Here is a 14,719-nt window from a genome sequence, read left to right on the forward strand (position 1 = left end):
TGATCTGTTTCCATGGATGCAGGGCGTCCCAGCAGATAGTCGCTGACACCGTAGAGCGGGGCTCTGCCCCGCTGATCAACCGTGTCGCCGGGCGAACAGTGCCGGGTACAACCCGGCACTACGCCGTTTCCATCGGCGCAGGGCGGCCCAGCAGATAGCCGCTGACACCGTAGAGCGGGGCTCTGCCCCGCTGATCAACCGTGTCGCCTGGTCAACATTGCCGGTGTCGCCTGGTCAACATTGCCGGGTAGAACCCGGCACTACGCCGTTTCCATCGGTGCGGGGCGGCCCAGCAGATAGCCTTGGCCGTAATCGCAGCCCAGTTGCAGCAGCGTGTCGCGCTGGGCGGGGTTCTCGATGCCCTCGCCCACCGTTTCGATGCCCAGCGTGCGGGCCAGCGACAGCACGCCCTGGACCAGCGCGTAGGTGCTCTGCATGTCCTGGCCGTGCAGGCCGGCGATGAAGCTCTGATCGATCTTGAGCGTGGAGATCGGGAACCGGTGCAGGTAGGACAGCGCTGAAAACCCGGTCCCGAAATCGTCCAGCTGCACCAGCACACCCCGCTCCCGCAGCGTCTGCAGGATGCGCAGCGTGCGCGGGCCGTCGTCGAGCAGCGCCACCTCGGTGATCTCCAGCCGCAACCGGTGCGGATCGGCGCCGACCGCTTCAATCAGGCCAAACAGGCGCGAGCTGAAGTCCGCCGACCGGAAATGACGCGGCGAGACGTTGACCGACAGATAGCCGCGCCCGCCGCGCGCCAGCTGGCCGATCACCTGCTCGTACAGCAGCCAGTCAACCTGTTCGATCAGGCCACTCTCTTCGCCCAGGTCCAGAAACGCGCTCGGCAGCAGCAGGCCGCGACGCTCGTGCTGCCAGCGCAGCAGGGCCTCGTGCCCCACCACCTGCCCGTCGGACAGGCGCACGATCGGCTGGTAATAGGGAAGAAAATCGCGATTGATGATGGCCCGGCGCAGGTCCGCTTCCAGGTCCAGACTGCGCAGCGCCTCTTCGCGCATCGCCTCGTCGAACACCGCGCAGCGGTCCTTGCCCTGCGCCTTGGCGCGGTACATCGCCGCATCGGCGTCGCGCACCAGTTCCTCGCCATTGCGGTAACGCGGATGCCACATGGCGATGCCGAGGCTGCCGGACGGGAACAGCTCGCGCCCCTTGACCCACATCGACTCCTCCAGCGCCACCAGCATCCGCTGCGCGAACTCCACCGCCGAGGACAACCCGTGGCGGCACTGCAGCAGGATTGCAAATTCGTCGCCGCCCAGCCGCGCCACCACGTCCTCGCTGGAGACCATCGAGACGATCCGCTTGGCCACCTCGACCAGCATCTGGTCGCCGGCGGCGTGGCCGATGCTGTCGTTGACCAGCTTGAAGCGGTCCAGATCCAGGAACAGCACCGCAAAGGCCGACCCGTCGGGCTGGCGCGCCTGGGCGATCGCATCCTCCAGCCGGTCCAGCAGGTGCAGCCGGTTGGGCAGGCCGGTCAACGCGTCGTGCATGGCCTGGTGGGTCAGCCGCTGCTCCGCGCGCAGGCGCTCGCCAATCTGGCCGAGCAGTTTTTCGTTCACATCGGCCAGTTCACGGGTGCGCTCCTCCACCCGCAGTTCCAGCTCGGCGTGCGCGTTGCGCAGGCGTTCCTGGTCGCGCTGGCGGGCCAGGCCGTTGCCGATGTTCTGCGCCACGAAGGTCAGCAGGCGCTGGTCGTGGGCGGTGAAGCTCACGTCCGGCGAGTAGCTCTGCACCACGATCACGCCAACCACGTCGTCGTCGCTCAGCAACGGCACGCCCAGCCAGCAGTGCGACCGCGCACCGAATTCGCGCACCGCGCCGGCCGCGCGCAGTGCATCGATGTTGTCGCGCGTGGCCAGCAGCGGCTGGCGGTTGCGCACGATGTACTCGGTGAGGCCTTCGCTGAACGGTCGCGGTGCGCGCGAGGCGTTGTACTCGTCCACCGAGTAGACGAATTCCAGCCCGTCGCCACCTTCGTTGACCAGCGCGATATAGAAGTTGCGCGCATCCAGCAGCGTACCCACCACGCCATGCACCTGCACGTAGAACTCGGCCAGGCTGGAGGCGCTCATCGCCATCTCGGAGATGTTGAACAGCGCCAGCTGCAGCTTCTCGGCGCGGCGCCGCTCCACCACTTCGTCCTGCAGGCTGCGGTTGGCGCGCTGCAGTTCCAGCGTGCGCCGCTCCACCTGGCGCTCGAGCTGCACCTGCGCCTGACGGCGGTCCATCGCGGTCTGGATGTGCTGGGCCACGTAGCCCAGCAGTGCGCGGTCCGCCTCGCCGTAACGCGCGCGGTGCTCGTAGCTCTGCACCACGATGGCGCCACAGACGCGGCCTTCGCGCAGCATCGGTACGCCCAGCCAGTCCAGACTTTCCGGCCCCCGATCCGGATCGGGCTCGTCGTTGCCGGCCGCCAGCAGCTCGCGCGACGGGCCGCTCAACGGCTGGCCATGACGCAGCAGCGCGAAGGTCAGGCTGCGCGGCATCTCATGCTCTTCGTAGCTGCGGTCGGGATCGGCGACGAAGCTGTCCTGCTGGTCGGCGAAATACAGGAAGCGGACCCGGCGCCGCACATCGTCGTACTCGACGATGAAGCAGTTCTGCGCGTACATCAGCGAGTTCAGCACGCTGTGCACATGGCGCAGCATCTCCGACATCTCCAGATCCGCGCCGGCGAGGTCGGCGATTTCATACAGCGCCTGCTGCAGGCGTTTGGAGATTTCCAGCGAGTGGATCTCGCGGCGCTGGCGGGTCAGCGCAATGGCGTCCTGAACCGCACGCCGCGCCAGCCCCCACCACCCTGCATCCGGGGCCACCGGTTCGCCCTCGCCAAGCACCTGCAGCGCCAGCCGCGTGTCCCCAAACTGCCAGCGCTGCAGCTGCCCTGGCACGGGAAGCGCTGCGTCGAGCAGGTGCCCGGCGGTCATCGAGGGGTCGAAAGGTTCGGACTGCAGCCCGTCGCCGAGCACCGGGTCGCGCCAGGCCAGATGCAGGCCACTGCCAACGGGCAGCACCGCGCAGAGGGTGCGCGCCAGATCGGCGGACACCTGCGCGTCACGGTCCGGGTCCACTGAAGGCGTCACTACCTGACTGGACAGCATGTTCGTCTCTACTGGCACCGGATGCCCGGCACCTCCCCTGTCCGCCGAGCATAACGCGTGAACCGGGGGGCAATGGAAGGGTGGCAACCCCGATTGTTGCAGATGGACGTTACTGGAACGTCACCTGGAACCGGGCTCCCCATGTTGTCGGCCACTCCCCTGCCATCGCCACGCTTTGCGGACGCACCCGCACCGCTTACTCTGTGCGCCGTGGATGCCGTGGCCCTGCCAACCGATGAAGCGCTGATGCTGGCCTGGGCCGGCGGGGACCTGCCTGCGTTCGAGGTTCTGTACGGGCGCCATCGTGCCCGGCTGTACAGCTTCCTGCTGCGGCAGCTGCGCGATGCCGCGCTGGCCGATGAACTGTTCCAGGACGTCTGGCAGCGGGTGATCGCCGCCCGTGCCGGCTGGCAGCCCGAGGCCGCCTTCACCACCTGGCTGTTCCGGATCGCGCACAACCGGCTGAACGATCACTGGCGCGCCGCCCGGCATCGGCCGCCGCCGCCCGGCGACGCCGACGAGCGCGTGGCGCGCATGAGCGACAGCCGCACGCCGGAAACCCAGCTGTCCGACTTCGAGCAGCGCCGTCGCCTGCAACTGGCGATGGAACAGCTGCCGGCCGACCAGCGTGAAGTCCTGCAGCTGCGGCTGGAGCAGGAACTTAGCCTGGAGGAGATCGCCGAGATCACCGGCGTGGGCCGCGAGACCGTCAAGTCGCGGCTGCGCTATGCGATGGACAAGCTGCGCGCGGGGATGAACACATGAACGACCGCACGCCGCTGACACCCGAAGAACGCGAGCTGGCCCGCCTGTTGGGCCGGTCTGCGCCGACCCCGCCGCCGGCGTCGCTCGACGACGCCGTGCTCGCCGCCGCCCGCGCGGCGGTGCAGGTGCCCCCGGTCGCCCCTGCCGCTGCGGCCGTCGCGCACGCGCCACCGCGGCGTCGGCGCTCGCGCCTGCCTGCGGTGATGGGCGTCGCCGCCTCGGTCGTGTTCGCCGTCGGGATCGCCTGGCAGCTGCGGCTGCAGGACTCGCCCGTGCCTGTCCTCGAGATGCCGGCTGCCGATGCACCGGCCGCGGCGTCGGCAGCCGCCGACGCGGCGGATGTCCCAGCCAGCCCGGCGGCAGCGCCCGCTGCGGCCGAGCCAGCGGGTGCCATCGCGCCCACGGTCGCCCCGCCGCCCCAGGCACGCGCCGCCCCCGCACCGTCACCGGTGGTGGCGGAACCGGCGCCGGTCCCCGCGCCCAAGATGGCGCCGCCGGCTCCACCGGCACCCGCTGCCGCGCCGCAGGCCTTCTCAAGGGAATCGGCCGACAGCGCCGCCGCTGACGCCGCACCAGTGATGGCACCGGCACCGGCACCGGCATCGGCACCCGCGCAGAAGGCCGCCATCCGCGCGGAGCGGGCCAACGCGCCGCTCGCGGCACCCCGCCCGGCCCCGAGCGCCGCAGGCGTCATGCAGCGCCGCTCGGCGATGGCACCGTCCAGCGACGCAGTACTGTCGGCCAGCGCCGTCGATGCCGCGGTGGCCGCCGATGCCAGCCTGCCGCGCAAGCAGTGGCTCAAGCGCATCCGCGAGCGGCGCGACGCCGGTGATCTGGATACCGCACGCGCCAGCCTGGAGCGCTACCTGCAGCAGTACCCGGAAGTGCGCATCCCGCGCGACCTGCGCCAGCTGCTGGACACCTGAGGGGCAGTGACGACCAACGGTCGTCACCTACAATGGCGCGGATGCCCGATACGCTTGCCACCGCCGTCAGTCACAGCCTGGAGATCAAGCACAGCCGCTTCATCGCCCATGCCGCCCCCATCACCGATCCCGGCGCGGCGCTGCAGTTCCTGCAGCAGGTGGCCGTGCCCGATGCGACGCACAACTGCTGGGCCTATCGGCATGGCAACGATTACCGCTCCAGCGATGACGGCGAACCGGCCGGCACTGCGGGCAGGCCGATCCTGGCGGCGATCGACGGCCAGGGTTTCGATCGCGTCATGGTGGTGGTCATTCGCTGGTACGGCGGCATCAAGCTCGGTGCCGGCGGCCTGGTGCGGGCCTATGGCGGCACCGCTGCCGAATGCCTGCGGCTGGCGCCACGGCAGCCGTTGATCGCGCTGGCCGACCTGGACGTGCACGCCCCGTTCGAGGACCTGGGCACGCTGCATGCGGCACTGGCCGCCCACCTGGCCGAGAAACAGGCCGAAACCTTCACCCCGTCGGGCGTTTCGCTGCACCTTCGTCTACCGGCCGATCAGGTTGACCCGTTGAAAAACCGGCTGCGCGACGCCACCCGTGATCGTATCCGCGTGGAAACACGCACCGAACCAGGCCAACCGAATGACTGACACCCCTCCCGCGCCCGCCCCGGCGCTGCGCCGCCTCGGCAGCCTGCGCACGCTGTGGCCATTCGTGCGCCGCCATGCGGGACTGTTCAGCGCCTGGCTGGTGGCGCTGGCGGTGTCCTCGGTGGCCACGCTGAGCCTGCCGCCGGCGGTCAAGCTGATGATCGACCACGGCTTCAGCGACAACGGCCAGATCAACCGCGCCTTCGCACTGCTGTTCCTCGTCGCGGTGGTGCTGGCGCTGGCCACCGCCGCGCGCTTCTTCTTCGTGTCCCTGCTCGGCGAAAAGGTCGTCGCCGACCTGCGCAGCCGCCTGTACGCCCACCTGATCGCGCTGGGTGCCGGCTTCCACGACCGCAGCCGCAGCGGCGAGCTGGTCTCGCGCCTCACCGCCGACAGCGAACTGCTGCGCAGCGTGATCGGCTCGACGATGTCGGTGGCATTGCGCAGCAGCGTCACCGTGGTCGGCAGCCTGGTGATGCTGTTCGTCACCAGCCCCGGGTTGGCCGCCTGGTCGCTGGTCGGCATTCCGCTGGCGGTGCTGCCGATCATCATCGGCGCGCGTCGCCTGCGCCACATCTCGCGCGCCAGCCAGGACCGCATCGCCGACGCCAACAGCCTCGCCGCCGAGACCCTCGGCGCGGTACGCACCGTGCAGGCGCATGCGCGCGAGCCGTACGAGCGCAGCCGCTTCAACGCGGCGCTGGGCGAATCGATCAAGGCCGCGCGCCGGCGCATCGGCGCCCAGTCGATCGTCACCGCCACCGCCATCGTGCTGGTGTTCGGCGCGATCGTCGGGGTGCTGTGGCTGGGCGCGCACGATGTCATCGACGGCCGCATGAGCGCCGGCACCCTTGGCCAGTTCGTGCTGTACGCCCTGATCGGCGGCGGGTCGGTCGGCGCGCTCGCCGAAGTCTGGAACGAACTGCAGCGCGCCTCCGGCGGCATGGGCCGGATCGCCGAACTGCTGCAGGAAGACATCGAGATCACCAGCCCGGCCAATCCGCAGCCGCTGCCGCAGCCACTGCGCGGCGAGATCCGCTTCGACGACGTGGTGTTCCACTATCCGCAGCGCCCGGACACCGCCGCGCTGGACCATTTCGACCTGCACGTGCGCCCGGGCGAGACCGTCGCGCTGGTCGGCCCGTCCGGTGCCGGCAAGAGCACCGTGCTGTCGATGCTGCTGCGCTTCCATGATCCTGCCGCCGGCCGCATCCAGGTCGATGGCGTCGACGTGCGCCAGGTCGATCCGGCCCAGCTGCGTGCGCAGATGGCGCTGGTGCCGCAGCAACCCACCCTGTTTGCCAGCACCGCGCTGGACAACATCCGCTACGGGCGGCTGGAGGCCAGCGACGACGAGGTGCAGCGCGCCGCGGCCGCCGCCGAGGCCGATGAATTCCTGCAGGCCCTGCCGGACGGCTACCTGAGCGAGCTGGGTGAGCGCGGCGCGCGCCTGTCCGGCGGCCAGCAGCAGCGCATCGCCATCGCCCGCGCCCTGCTCAAGGACGCGCCGATCCTGCTGCTCGACGAGGCCACCAGCGCGCTGGACGCGCAGAGCGAACGCGCCGTGCAGCAGGCACTGGAGCGGTTGATGGCCGGCCGCACCACGCTGGTCATCGCGCATCGCCTGGCGACCGTGTTGAAGGCCGACCGCATTGTGGTCATGGACCACGGCCGGATCGTCGCCCAAGGCACGCACGCGCAGCTGCTGGCCGAAGGCGGCCTGTATGCGGAGCTGGCGAAGCTGCAGTTCATCGATTGACGACGCACGCCTAACGCGTCGCGGTGCATCGTGCACGGACCTTGGTCCGTGCCGCTGCAGGAGGTGTTTCATGTCGTTCCGACAGTTCCCCGCCACCGACGCCAATGGCGAAAACTACGTCATCATCGAGTTCAAGGAAGAGGCGGCCGGCGACACCGCGCCGGATACGCCCGCCGCACGTTACGAGCTCGCCGACGGCCGCCACCTGGTCCGCGACGGGCGCCAGTTCCGTACCTCCGGTGGCGAGCTGACGCTGACCACCTGATCGACTGGTCATTTTTTGGCCACCCATCTTGACAGCGTTCTGCCCCAAGGGCTGAACGCGGTTATCCACATGGTTGTCCGCAATTCATCCACACCCCCTGTGGATGAATGCGGCAGTGCAGCAGGTCAGCGCGACAGCACCCGGCCGATCCCGGACGCATCGATTTCCGCGGCCGCCTGCTGCAGCGCGCGGGCATCGCTGCCAGCAACGAAGCCGACACGGAAATGCACCTCGCCCCCCGGCGTGCGCGAAGAGTGGATCGACGCCAGGCTGACCGCGTGGCGCTCGAAGACATGCAGCAGTTCACGCAGCGAACCGGGGCGGTCTTCCGGCAGGTGCACGCTGATCGCGTTGCGCTCGGTCAGGTCGGCCAGCAGATAGCCAACCCGCTCGAAGGTGTAGTTGCCGTCGGCCAGCACCGTCTCACCCTGGCTGTCTCGATTGTCCAGCAGCAGCTGCTGGCGGAACGCCGCGCGCGCATCGTCGTCGCCCTGCCCGACCTGGGCACGCAGCGTCTGCAGGTGCGCAAGCAGGCGATCAAGCATCGGCGCGACGTGCGGATTGCCGAACTGGATGTCTTCATAGATGGCCGGGTTCAACGACAGGATGCGCGCGATGATTGCCGTATCCAGCTCGAACGATGCCGACCGGTAGGGCATCAGCGCCGGCAGCGCGCCGAGCAGCGGCGCGTAATCGCGCAGCACGCCGGCCTGCGCCAGGTGCGTGGCGTGCACCATCGCCTGCACCAGCGCCATCACCTGGTCGTGGTGCTCGGGCGTAGCGCGTACACACTCGGCTTCCAGCGCATCGCACAGACCCTGCACCCAGGGCTGCCACTGCGACAGGCGCGCCTCGCAGACCACCATGACCCGGCCTTTCAGGGTCGGCGCCTTCGGCGGCGCGGTCATCGGATGCAGGCCCACGACCTCGGCCTGTGAGGCCAGCATCGCCGCCACCGGCGCGGACTTCACCGAGGTGATGTCCAGCCACAGCCGCCCTGCCTCGCGCCCGGCCGAGCGGCTCACGTACTCGCCGATCAACGCCGGGGTATGCCGGATCGGTGCGGAGAAGATCAGCACTTCCGCGCGCGCGACCAGAACCTCGGGCGTGTCCGACTGCGGATCGGCCGGGTCGTGTCCCAGCACCTCCAGGCCCATCCGTTGTTCGAGGAACCGCCGCAGCCAGCGCCCGTAGGCGCCGGCACTGCCGACGATCCCGACCACCGGCGTGCGGGTCACGCCAGGCGCTCGGGCACGAAGCGATGCGGCAACGACAGGGCCGCCGGTGCGGCGGCCAGCACGTCGAACTCTTCATGGCCGTTGGCCAGCGTGGTCTCCAGCGCCACGTGCACACCGGCGATCGCGCGCGAGATGGCCTGCTCGAAGGCCTCGCCGCGCAGCAGGAAGGCCACCAGCAGCGACATCAGCACGTCGCCGGTACCGGCCACGTCCACCGGCAGGTGCGGCGAGGTCCAGCGCCAGATCGCATCGCGGCTCACCGCCAGCGTCACCAGCTGCCCCGGCTCGCCGCCCACGCTGTGCGCCAGCACCCATTCGGGCCCGCGTGCCAGCAGGGCCTGCGACGCGGCGATGGCCTCGTCCTGGGCCAGGCTCGGCATCCCGGTCAACCGCCCCAGCTCGAACGCATTGGGCGTCACCAGCCACGCGTGCGGCAGCAGGCGCTCGGCGAACACGGTTTCCAGGCCCGGCTCCACGTACGGGCCGGTGTGGGTATCGCCGATCACCGGGTCCAGGCAGTAACGCAGCTGCGGCGAAGCCGGCAGCACCTCGTCCAGCCAGTCGGCGAACGCGGTGCCGTTGCCGACGCTGCCGAAATAGCCCGAGACCAGCATGCGTGCACGCTGCGGCAGCCCGCGTTCGGCAGTGCCCAGCAGCAGGTCGGCGAACCAGTCCGACGGCAGCACGCGGCCACGCGTGGTGGCGTAGAACGGCGCGTTGCTGAGCAGCGTGGTCGGGATCTCCGCCACGCGCACGCCCAGCGCACGCAGCGGCGGTACCGCCGCGCTGTTGCCGGCATGGCCGTAGACGAGCTGGGACTGCACGGAGATGACATCGACCGGCGACGGACCGTCCGGGCGCTGGCGGCGGCCGTGGACGAGGTGGCTTTCGAGGGATTCGTTCATGGGATCGGCACGGTGGGGGCTCTATTGCCATTATCCCCCAACCGCTACGCCGCATCCCGCCCGTTTACTCTGCCAGAGCTGCCTGTTCCGGGATGTGGGGGTCACGCTGCAGGAGGAACTCCCAGGTATTGTTGAAGACCAATGGGTAATGCAGCGGTTGGCGGTCGGCGAACCGTTGCGCGTGGATGGGCTCCCCTTCCATGCGGCAGCCTCCCGGCGATTCGAAGGCCACCAGCTCTGTGACGATGACATCGCGGGAGTTGTCCTCTGCCGAGAGATAGGGGCCATACGACGGATGCGCGGTGATGCTGCGCTTGAGCACTACCCGCCCCAAGGCTGGCACGTACCAGCTGATGCTGCGCTCCAGCCCCTCGACGGCCTCTTGCCCCTGCCAGCGCATGTCGGTCATATCCGTCGACGTGGGGTTGGACTTTCGCCAGCGTGCGCTCCTCTCGATGCGGTACGCATGGACGTTGCCGACACCAAGTTTGACCGTCTCGATGCCCACCACATGACTGCTGCCCTTCTCTTCGTAGTCGTAGTGGTAGACCCCAATTGCCCTCCCAACTGCACCGGGTTCGGCAAATTCATCGGTCCACGTTGCACCCACCGCAAGCGGGAATCGCAGGAGTTCCTTTCGCCCCCGGCGAAGCGGATTGACGTCCGCATAGGTATCGGTGTGTTCAACGCGCTGCACACCGTGCCCCACCGTCAGTCGCGTCAGACCCTGCGTCATCCCATCGAGGCGAAGGGACGACACAGGATGGTCGGCACCCACCGAATACGTCCATCGCGTACCAGGCGCCAACTGCAGAGGACGCTCGATCGTCCCGTCAATCGCATCCAGCTTGCATGCATCCAATGTCTTGGCGGACACCGCTCCCGCAGTGAGCGAGCCAGCCACCAGGGCCACCGACAATGCGCGGCGTACAGCGGAAGGCAATGATCGAGGGGCGGCGTGGGCGATAAGGGGGAACCTGTTCATCCAGGCATGGTAGTAATCGCTGCAGGCACAGTCACGCACACCTGTCGCGATCAACACCGGAAGCAAACGGCCTGCACCGGACCGCGACGGCAACGACAAAAAAAAGCCCCCTGTCTCCAGGGGGCCTTCGGTACATGACGGAAACCAACGTCGCTTACGACGTCATCCGGTCCCAGAACCCCTTCACGCCATCGATGAACGTGGCCGACTTCGGCGAGTGCTTGCGCGCTTCTTCGCCGGTGAAGGTGGTTTCGAACTGCTCCAGCAGCTTGCGCTGCTCGGTGGTGAGGTTGACCGGGGTCTCCACCACTACACGGCAGTACAGATCGCCTTCGCTGCGGCTGCGCACCGACCGCACACCCTTGCCGCGCAGGCGGAACAGCTTGCCGGTCTGGGTTTCAGCCGGAATGCGGATCTCGGCGTAACCGCCGAGGGTGGCCACGCGCACGGTGTCGCCGAGCGCAGCCTGCGAGATGCGGATCGGCACTTCGCAGTGCAGGTCGTCGCCATCACGCTGGAAGATCGCGTGCTCGCGCACCCGCACTTCCACATACAGATCGCCCGCCGGCGTACCGGCCGGACCGGCCTCGCCTTCGCCGGACAGGCGGATGCGGTCGCCGGTATCGACGCCCGCAGGCACCTTCACCGACAACACCTTGTCTTCCTCGACACGGCCGTTGCCGTGGCAGGTCTTGCAGGGATTGGGAATGATCTGGCCGCGGCCACCGCAGTTGTGGCAGGCCTGCTGCATGGCGAAGATGCCGCGCTGCACGCGCACCTGGCCGCGCCCGTGGCAGACGGTGCAGGTGTCCACCTTGCCGTCTTCCGAGCCGTTGCCGTGGCAGTCGTTGCATTCGGCCAGGGTCGGAATGTCGATGCGGCGTTCCACGCCCATCACCGCTTCTTCCAGGTCCAGCTCCATCACGTAGCCGATATCGGCACCGCGACGGGCCTGGCGCGGGCCACCGCCACCACCGCCGAAGATGTTGCCGAAGATGTCGCCGAAGATGTCGTTCATGTCCGGACCACCCGGACCACCGCCGCCACCCATGCCGTGCTCGAACGCGGCGTGGCCGTGGGCGTCGTACATGCGGCGCTTGTTGGCGTCGGACAGGGTTTCGTAGGCTTCCTTGCATTCCTTGAAGGACGCTTCGGCCGCCGCATCACCCGGATTGCGGTCCGGGTGGAACTTCATCGCGCATCGGCGATAGGACTTCTTCAGCTCTTCTTCGCTGGCGGTGCGGGACACGCCCAGCACTTCGTAGTAATCGCGCTTGCTCATAACTTGAATCGGGTTCCGGAAGTCGGGATTCGTCAACGCGCAAGAGCGGAACCAGGTCCGCTCTTGCGTCGGGCGCCCCGACAGGCCGGGGTACGGCTGTCAGGACCTGGGGGAAACGACAACGGGACGTTGCCTGCGCAACGTCCCGCGTCTTGTCCGGATCAGGACTTCTTGTCGTCCTTGACTTCGGTGAACTCGGCGTCGACCACGTCGTCATGCGCGCCGTTGGAGTTGCCGGCACCGGCATCGGCACCCGGAGCGGCACCGCCCTGCTCGGCGGCCGCAGCTGCGGCGAACAGCGACTGGCCGGCCTCTTCCAGCACCTTCGACTTGGCTTCGATCTGCGCCTTGTCGTCGCCCTTCATGGCCGTTTCCAGATCGGCCAGGGCCGACTCGACCTTGCCGATCACATCGCCGCCGACCTTGCTGCCGTGCTCGTTGATCGCGGTACGGGTACCGTGGATCAGCGCGTCAGCCTGGTTGCGGGCCTGGACCAGCTCGTGGAACTTCTTGTCTTCTTCGCGGTTGGCTTCCGCGTCGGCGACCATGCGCGCGATCTCGTCCTCGGACAGACCCGAACCGGCCTTGATCTCGACCTTCTGTTCCTTGTTGGTCTTCTTGTCCTTGGCCGACACGTGCAGGATGCCGTTGGCGTCGATGTCGAAGGACACTTCCACCTGCGGCATGCCGCGCGGCGACGGCTCGATCCCGGACAGGTCGAACTTGGCCAGCGACTTGTTGAAGCGGGCCTGTTCGCGCTCACCCTGCAGCACGTGCACCGTCACGGCCGACTGGTTGTCCTCGGCGGTGGAGAACACCTGCGAGGCCTTGGTCGGGATGGTGGTGTTCTTCTCGATGATCTTGGTGAACACGCCACCCATCGTCTCGATGCCCAGCGACAGCGGGGTCACGTCCAGCAGCAGCACGTCCTTGACGTCGCCGCCGAGCACGCCGCCCTGGATGGCCGCACCCAGTGCCACGGCTTCGTCCGGGTTGACGTCCTTGCGCGGTTCCTTGCCGAAGAACTCGGTCACCGCCTGCTGCACCTTCGGCATGCGGGTCTGGCCGCCGACCAGGATCACTTCGCTGATGTCGCTCGAGCGCAGGCCGGCATCGTTCAGCGCCACGCGGCACGGTTCGATCGACTTCTTGATCAGCTCTTCCACCAGCGCTTCCAGCTTGGCGCGGGTCAGCTTGATGTTCAGGTGCTTCGGACCCGAGGCGTCGGCCGTGACGTACGGCAGGTTCACTTCGGTCTGCTGCGCGCTGGACAGCTCGATCTTGGCGCGCTCGGCAGCGTCCTTCAGGCGCTGCAGGGCCAGCGGATCCTTGCGCAGGTCGATGCCCTGGTCCTTGTTGAACTCGTCGACGAGGTACTCGATGACGCGGTTGTCGAAGTCTTCGCCGCCCAGGAAGGTGTCACCGTTGGTGGCCAGCACTTCGAACTGCTTTTCACCGTCGACGTTGGCGATTTCGATCACCGAGACGTCGAAGGTGCCGCCGCCCAGGTCGTACACCACGATCTTGCGATCCTTGTTGTCGCCCTTGTCCAGGCCATAGGCCAGCGCGGCCGCGGTCGGCTCGTTGATGATGCGCTTGACGTCCAGGCCTGCAATGCGGCCGGCGTCCTTGGTGGCCTGGCGCTGGCTGTCGTTGAAGTAGGCCGGCACGGTGATCACCGCTTCGGTCACGGTCTCGCCCAGGAAGGCTTCGGCCGTCTTCTTCATCTTCTCCAGCACGCGGGCGGAGATTTCCTGCGGCGCCATCTTCTTGGCATCGCTGGTCTGCACCCAGGCATCGCCGTTGTCGTGGGCCAGGATGCCGTAGGGCACGTGCGCGATGTCCTTCTGGACTTCAGCGTCGGTGAACTTGCGGCCGATCAGGCGCTTGACGGCGTAGAAGGTGTTCTTCGGGTTGGTGACGGCCTGGCGCTTGGCCGAGGCGCCCACCAGCACTTCGCCGTCCTTGGTGTAGGCGACGATGGAAGGCGTGGTGCGGTCGCCTTCGGAATTTTCGATGACGCGGGCCTTGCCGCCGTCCATGATCGCCACACACGAGTTGGTGGTGCCGAGGTCGATACCAATGATCTTGCCCATGAGGGAGACTCCTGAAAGTTCTGGGAACATCCGGCTGCTGCCGGGTTATGAATGGGATGTGGGGGATGGCTGGATCACATTCAAGCCACCCACCAAACACTGTGTCCGGTGGACGCGCAACGCATTCAGCGTCGCGCAAGCCACCTCAGTCGCGCGCGACCACGACCAGGGCCGGGCGCAGCAGGCGATCGTTGAGCTGGTAGCCCTTCTGGAACACCTGGACCACGCTGCCGGGCGCCGCGCCGGGCGCGTCGACCTGGCTGATGGCCTGGTGGTGGTCCGGGTTGAACGGCTGGCCGGTCGGGTCCAGCAGGGTCAGGCCGTTGTCGGCGGCGACCTTGAGCAGCTGCTTGTAGGTCAGCTCCAGGCCTTCGCGCAGCGGGCTGGGGTCGGTGCCGGCGGCCGTCAGGCCGGCGTCGAGGCTGTCGAAGACCGGCAGCAGCTCGCCCAGCAGCTTTTCGTTGGCGAAGCGGCGCGCCTGTTCGACGTCGCGGGCCACGCGCTTGCGCTGGTTGTCCAGGTCGGCGCGCTCGCGCAGCGACTCGGCCTTGAGCAGCGCCAGCTCGTTGTGCAGGCTCTCGACCTGCTGCTGCAGCGCATCGGCCGGGGCCTGCTCGCCGGTCGACGTCTGGGATGCGATATCTGACTGATCTTGGTTCATTTCCGTTTCCCTGGCGGTGACTCCCCGCCTCCACCCACCCCTATGTGGGCGCGCCGACCGGTTTC

At 68.2% G+C, this 14,719-nt stretch carries 12 protein-coding genes; 5 read left to right on the forward strand and 7 right to left on the reverse strand.

Annotated elements, in window-relative coordinates; genetic code table 11:
- Positions 1-260: 260 nt before the first annotated feature.
- A complete protein-coding gene (locus tag ACO6VK_RS14860) occupies positions 261-3,122 on the reverse strand; it encodes a bifunctional diguanylate cyclase/phosphodiesterase (RefSeq protein WP_422508409.1) in 2,862 nt (953 codons plus the stop codon).
- 141 nt (positions 3,123-3,263) lie between these two features.
- Here ACO6VK_RS14860 and ACO6VK_RS14865 point away from each other — a divergent pair, with 141 nt between their 5' ends.
- From ACO6VK_RS14865 to ACO6VK_RS14885, 5 genes are all read left to right on the forward strand, one after another.
- Complete coding sequence (locus tag ACO6VK_RS14865) at positions 3,264-3,887, forward strand: RNA polymerase sigma factor (RefSeq protein WP_422508411.1); 624 nt, start codon at positions 3,264-3,266, stop codon at positions 3,885-3,887.
- The gene (locus ACO6VK_RS14870; RefSeq protein ID WP_422508413.1) at positions 3,884-4,813 is read left to right on the forward strand and encodes a hypothetical protein; all 930 of its coding nucleotides are present in this window, start codon (positions 3,884-3,886) and stop codon (positions 4,811-4,813) included. The genes ACO6VK_RS14865 and ACO6VK_RS14870 overlap by 4 nt, the downstream gene beginning before the upstream one ends.
- A 41-nt stretch (positions 4,814-4,854) precedes the next feature.
- The gene (locus ACO6VK_RS14875) at positions 4,855-5,463 is read left to right on the forward strand and encodes an IMPACT family protein (RefSeq protein ID WP_422508415.1); all 609 of its coding nucleotides are present in this window, start codon (positions 4,855-4,857) and stop codon (positions 5,461-5,463) included.
- Complete coding sequence (locus tag ACO6VK_RS14880; protein ID WP_422508417.1) at positions 5,456-7,222, forward strand: ABC transporter transmembrane domain-containing protein; 1,767 nt, start codon at positions 5,456-5,458, stop codon at positions 7,220-7,222. Before ACO6VK_RS14875 ends, ACO6VK_RS14880 begins: the two co-directional genes overlap by 8 nt.
- A gap of 70 nt (positions 7,223-7,292) precedes the next feature.
- A complete protein-coding gene (locus tag ACO6VK_RS14885) occupies positions 7,293-7,487 on the forward strand; it encodes a hypothetical protein (RefSeq protein ID WP_422508419.1) in 195 nt (64 codons plus the stop codon).
- A 125-nt stretch (positions 7,488-7,612) separates the two neighbouring features.
- On the opposite strand, the gene ACO6VK_RS14890 is transcribed toward ACO6VK_RS14885, so the two are convergent.
- The 6 genes from ACO6VK_RS14890 to grpE form a co-directional block, all read right to left on the reverse strand.
- A complete protein-coding gene (locus ACO6VK_RS14890) occupies positions 7,613-8,725 on the reverse strand; it encodes a prephenate dehydrogenase (protein ID WP_422508421.1) in 1,113 nt (370 codons plus the stop codon).
- Entirely contained in the window at positions 8,722-9,630 is a 909-nt protein-coding gene (gene pdxY, locus ACO6VK_RS14895; protein WP_422508423.1) for a pyridoxal kinase, read from the reverse strand. Before pdxY ends, ACO6VK_RS14890 begins: the two co-directional genes overlap by 4 nt.
- 64 nt (positions 9,631-9,694) lie before the next feature.
- On the reverse strand, positions 9,695-10,543 hold the full coding sequence (locus tag ACO6VK_RS14900; RefSeq protein WP_422508576.1) for a hypothetical protein: 849 nt from the start codon (positions 10,541-10,543) through the stop codon (positions 9,695-9,697).
- A gap of 226 nt (positions 10,544-10,769) precedes the next feature.
- Positions 10,770-11,897 (reverse strand): molecular chaperone DnaJ, encoded by a 1,128-nt coding sequence (dnaJ, locus tag ACO6VK_RS14905; protein WP_422508425.1) that lies wholly within the window; start codon positions 11,895-11,897, stop codon positions 10,770-10,772.
- Between the two features lie 161 nt (positions 11,898-12,058).
- On the reverse strand, positions 12,059-13,993 hold the full coding sequence (gene dnaK / locus ACO6VK_RS14910) for a molecular chaperone DnaK (RefSeq protein ID WP_422508427.1): 1,935 nt from the start codon (positions 13,991-13,993) through the stop codon (positions 12,059-12,061).
- A gap of 145 nt (positions 13,994-14,138) precedes the next feature.
- The gene (gene grpE, locus ACO6VK_RS14915; RefSeq protein WP_422508429.1) at positions 14,139-14,654 is read right to left on the reverse strand and encodes a nucleotide exchange factor GrpE; all 516 of its coding nucleotides are present in this window, start codon (positions 14,652-14,654) and stop codon (positions 14,139-14,141) included.
- Between the last annotated feature and the right edge of the window lie 65 nt (positions 14,655-14,719).

Origin of the sequence: Stenotrophomonas sp. GZD-301, assembly GCF_049310345.1 — a bacterium.
In the GTDB taxonomy this organism is placed as follows: Bacteria; Pseudomonadota; Gammaproteobacteria; order Xanthomonadales; family Xanthomonadaceae; genus Stenotrophomonas.